Source organism: Legionella yabuuchiae, from assembly GCF_900640115.1.
GTDB classification, from domain to species: Bacteria; Pseudomonadota; Gammaproteobacteria; order Legionellales; family Legionellaceae; genus Legionella_A; species Legionella_A yabuuchiae.
Map to the genome: position 1 here is coordinate 1 of NZ_CAAAIW010000050.1, position 4,001 is coordinate 4,001.

The window sequence follows — 4,001 nt, forward strand, 5'->3', positions numbered from 1 at the left end:
GAAGAGGAACTAAAACTTGGTAAAAAAATTCGGCTGAAGGGAATGCCTAGTGATTTTTATATGAAACTGTTTCGCGTGCCTGTTTCTACCAACAGGAATGATTATGTGGCCACTAACGACCCATCTCAACACTGCAGTCATGACACTCAAAATGTGTGTGCTATGCGCTGGTATATTGAGCAGTTTCATCGGGAAATTAAACAGCTAACTGGCGTCGAAAAATGCGAGGGTCGAAAGCAACGTATACAGAGAAATCATATTGCTTGCGCATTACTTGTTTGGGTTAAAATGAAACAAATAGCTTACAAAACAAAAAAAACTGTCTATCAGATAAAGAAAAGTCTCTTGCGTAATTATTTGATTCAAGAGCTTAAAAGTCCATCTGTTTTGATGAGTTTTGCGTAAGTCCTGAAACCTTTATACGGCGTAAAAACGGTATAATCCATTAGCTCTCTCTAGTAATTTTTTATTTCAAGAATAGGGCAAGAAATATAAATTTGCCATAGAAAATGAATGATGCGGTAATGCAGCCAGAAAACTTAGCCTCAGTAAATATTTAAGCCAATAACAGATCCTATTTTATTGTTTGGTGGTTATTTGCTCTTTTTACAGCTGGTATATACAAACCTGTAGGTCACATTAAACTGTGTTCTTGTTGCTTTACATGAGAAATAAATAAAAAAATAAACCGAGTATCAGCCATAAGATTGCTATTATTGCTGCTATAAATAAGCTTTTTTCTATTAAGCCCTTATTATTCAATTGAAATTTTTTGTAAGCCAAATTCCAAACTAAAAATAAAATAGACATGAAAAAGAAAAGGGCATTGAGAAATAAGGTGTAATCTATGGTAAAAAATTTGCGGTCGGTGACTTGCTTGGCTTGCCCACCTTGGGGCAATAAGTCAAATAAGGTAAAACCATAATGCAGAATTAAAGAAGAAATAACCAGTACTGATAGAAAAACAACCAAAATATACATAGCCATTTTCAATCCGTAATATTTGGTTTGAATTCGCAATACGGGAAAGACCACCAGATCACTAAAGATGAACGCCATAATACCTGCAAAGCTGACACCGTTACTAAATAACACAGCCGCCAAGGGTATGTTTCCCATAGAACCAATAAAAGTAAAAAATGCAGCGACAGGCCCAACCAGTGTCTGTAATAAGATTTGCCAAAATGTTGGGTTATCTGTAGAAGAGCCGACAAATAGAGTTTCAAAAAATACTTTAGGAACAAAAGCTGCAATAATACCTGCCACAGTAAATCCAATGGTGATATCTTTCCACACCATTTTCCATTCCATAAGATATTGATTGGATACCCGATACCAGCCTTTCTTGCTGACGATTAATTCACGCCACTTTTGAGGCGCTTCTTCTTTTTCTTCACCTTTCAATGATTGCGTATGTTCACGTGCATTTTTTTCCAAACGCTTTGGCAAGGTCAACTTAACTAAGATCCACATAAACAGTATGAGTAATATTCCTCCAAGATACTCTCCAACTACAAATTGCCAGCTTAAAAAAACCGCTATTACAATACCAAGTTCAATCACTAAGTTTGTAGATGCCAGCAAGAAAGCCAAAGAAGGAATTAATCCTGCCCCTTTAGAAAAAATAGCGCGAGTCGTTGCTAATGCTGCAAAAGAACATGAGCTGGATATAAATCCAAAAAATGTCCCTAGCGCTACGCTTTTTATGCCTGTTTTACCCATTGCTTGCTGCATACGCTGTCGGGTAACAAATATCTGAATCATACTACTGATGAGATATCCAAATGCAAATGCCCAAAATGCCATCCAGAATAAGCCAAGACTGGTTTGAGCGGATTTCCCCCAGAGAGTAAGAAAGTGATTCATTAGATAATTCCTTTTATCACAACTTTAATTAAGCTAAGTAAACATGTAGAATCCTACCCACAAGATAAGCAAGTGCCGCAGTTGCGGAGCCAAGTAAAAATGTTTGTATTCCTGAGTAAAACCATGGCTTCATGGACCAAAATGATTTTATCGACCCAATGATAAAAAAAGCCATCCCAGTACTAAAACAAGACCAGAAAAAAGGGGCTGTGAGTTGTAGAACATAAGGCATTAAAGGAATTAAGCCAAACAAAAGAAAGGAAAAAAATGTATACAATCCCGCTTTAATTGGATTGCGCGGTATTTGTGGCAATCCGTATTCTTCCTGAAGCATGGTTTTAATCCAAAGGTCTTTATTGGCGGTAATTTCATTAACCACAAAATCCAGGGGCTTTCCTGACAATCCTTTCTGCTTAAATATTTCTCTGATTTCTGCTTTTTCACCTTCAGGTACCATATTTATATGTTTTTCTTCAATTGACTTGTATTTATAATATTGGTCCTCTTCTGATTTTGTTCCAAGATAATTGCTAACAGCCATAGAAAAACCATCAGCAAGAAGGTTAGCAAATCCCAGAATAATTATCACAAGGGCAGTCAAACGTCCGCCTACAACACCAGAAACAATGGCAAAAGTTGTAACTGCCCCATCAATGCCGCCATATATCCAGTCGCGAAGATAATTTTGCTTGTAGGAGGTTGCAACTCGCTCCTTGATTTCCTTTTTGCTATGACCATGTTCTAAAGGAGAGTTCATCTCTCAACCTATGAAATAATCCATCGATTTTAAAGTAATAATTTGTCACGGGATACCACTACAATTGTCGTATAATGTACAACAGTGTCGTACTCAAACACGCAAATCTCACGCACGAGTATTTCTGGCATTCTATCCATTCTTAGCAGAGGAAGTCACTCTATTTTTATGAAAATGACTATTTGTGACGTTACAGTGTATATGCTATGAATAGGAAAAAACATTACAACACGGGTTATCGTGATAAGTTAAGAAAAAAAATCAATCATATCACGAGTCATGTATTTTCAAGGGATGACTTGACCCAAGATCATTCTAATCGCGAGCAATTAAGGTTAAACCGTGCGCTGCGTGCTTTTATATACCCGTAATCTTTCAAAATGCGTGTTTTTAGGCGCCTTTATTTTTTGTCCTGCCGCATTTTAAAAAGCGAGTAATGGCTCATTCCCTTGCGAGTTTTTTAAAATGCGGCAGGGCGAAAAAGAAAAAGCATAAATCACGCATTTTGAAAGATTACGGGTATAGATGAGGGTATCATCATTAAAGTGGCACATGGCTTATTCGCCAAGGCCGAACCGATTTCACTTCCTGGAAGAGAACCACAAGCAATGCTTACTGATTCTTTTGAGGTGATTGCTACGGAAGCACTGGATAAATTAGGTGTTAAATGGGAGTTAGGCAGTGCCATCCGTGATTATAATGAAGGCAAGACCACTCAAGTTCCTGCTGTCTTTAGTGTTCGATTAAAAAGCCGATACCGCGGTTCAATTCATGCTGAAGGACGAAAGCTGGTCTTTGAGGGTGGTATCAATGCCAGGTGAATTAAATGAACATCAAATCCGTCAAACCGCCATAATATTAGGTCTGTCTCCCGACTTTATTCGTAAAGATTATGATCCCCGGCAACACTTCCGGACACTCGGTTAAGTGAGTAAAATCACTAACCGAGGTACTTTATGACAACTAAAAAGATACGAAAAATCCATACCGAAGAGTTTAAACAAGAAGCAGTCAACTTGGCTGCTAAGCAAGGGGTTGCTACAGCCGCAAAAGAGCTAGGTGTTTATGAATCCCAAATCTACGATTGGCGTGGCAAACTGGCTAAGAAAGTCAGCACGAGCCAGCGTGAAGCAGAGCTTGCAGCAGAAGTGGCGAAGCTTAAACGACAACTTTCTGAACAAGCGGAGGATCTAGCCATTTTAAAAAAGGCGGCCACCTACTTCGCGAAGAACCAAAAATAAAACGATTCGAGTTTATGCTTGAGCATCAGCACTGCTTCTCTGTGACGCGTATGGCTATTGTGCTTCGAGTATCGCGAAGTGGGTATTATGATTGGCGTAATAATGGCTTTAAGTTAAGTAATCGCGCCTTGAAGCAG

The 4,001-nt window shown here is 38.5% G+C and carries 4 protein-coding genes and 2 pseudogenes; 4 read left to right on the forward strand and 2 right to left on the reverse strand.

Annotation, left to right across the window (positions count from 1 at the left end):
• Positions 1-405 (forward strand): annotated as a pseudogene (locus E1O47_RS11815) (IS701 family transposase); the annotation flags it as partial.
• A gap of 255 nt (positions 406-660) precedes the next feature.
• Here E1O47_RS11815 and E1O47_RS11820 read toward each other — a convergent pair.
• Positions 661-1,866, reverse strand: coding sequence for a permease (locus tag E1O47_RS11820; protein WP_133131450.1), 1,206 nt, complete (start codon positions 1,864-1,866; stop codon positions 661-663).
• Positions 1,867-1,894: 28 nt separating this feature from the next.
• Positions 1,895-2,623 (reverse strand): VIT1/CCC1 transporter family protein, encoded by a 729-nt coding sequence (locus E1O47_RS11825; protein WP_133131451.1) that lies wholly within the window; start codon positions 2,621-2,623, stop codon positions 1,895-1,897.
• A 206-nt stretch (positions 2,624-2,829) separates the two neighbouring features.
• Between E1O47_RS11825 and E1O47_RS12340 the strand changes: the two genes are divergently transcribed.
• The 3 genes and pseudogenes from E1O47_RS12340 to E1O47_RS11835 all read left to right on the forward strand — a co-directional run.
• Positions 2,830-2,994 carry a hypothetical protein gene (locus tag E1O47_RS12340; protein WP_165475119.1) on the forward strand — a complete coding sequence of 55 codons (165 nt, stop codon included), beginning with the start codon at positions 2,830-2,832 and terminating at the stop codon, positions 2,992-2,994.
• Positions 2,995-3,168: 174 nt separating this feature from the next.
• Complete coding sequence (locus tag E1O47_RS11830) at positions 3,169-3,444, forward strand: hypothetical protein (protein ID WP_242602109.1); 276 nt, start codon at positions 3,169-3,171, stop codon at positions 3,442-3,444.
• Between the two features lie 135 nt (positions 3,445-3,579).
• Positions 3,580-4,001: pseudogene (locus E1O47_RS11835) on the forward strand (transposase); the annotation flags it as partial.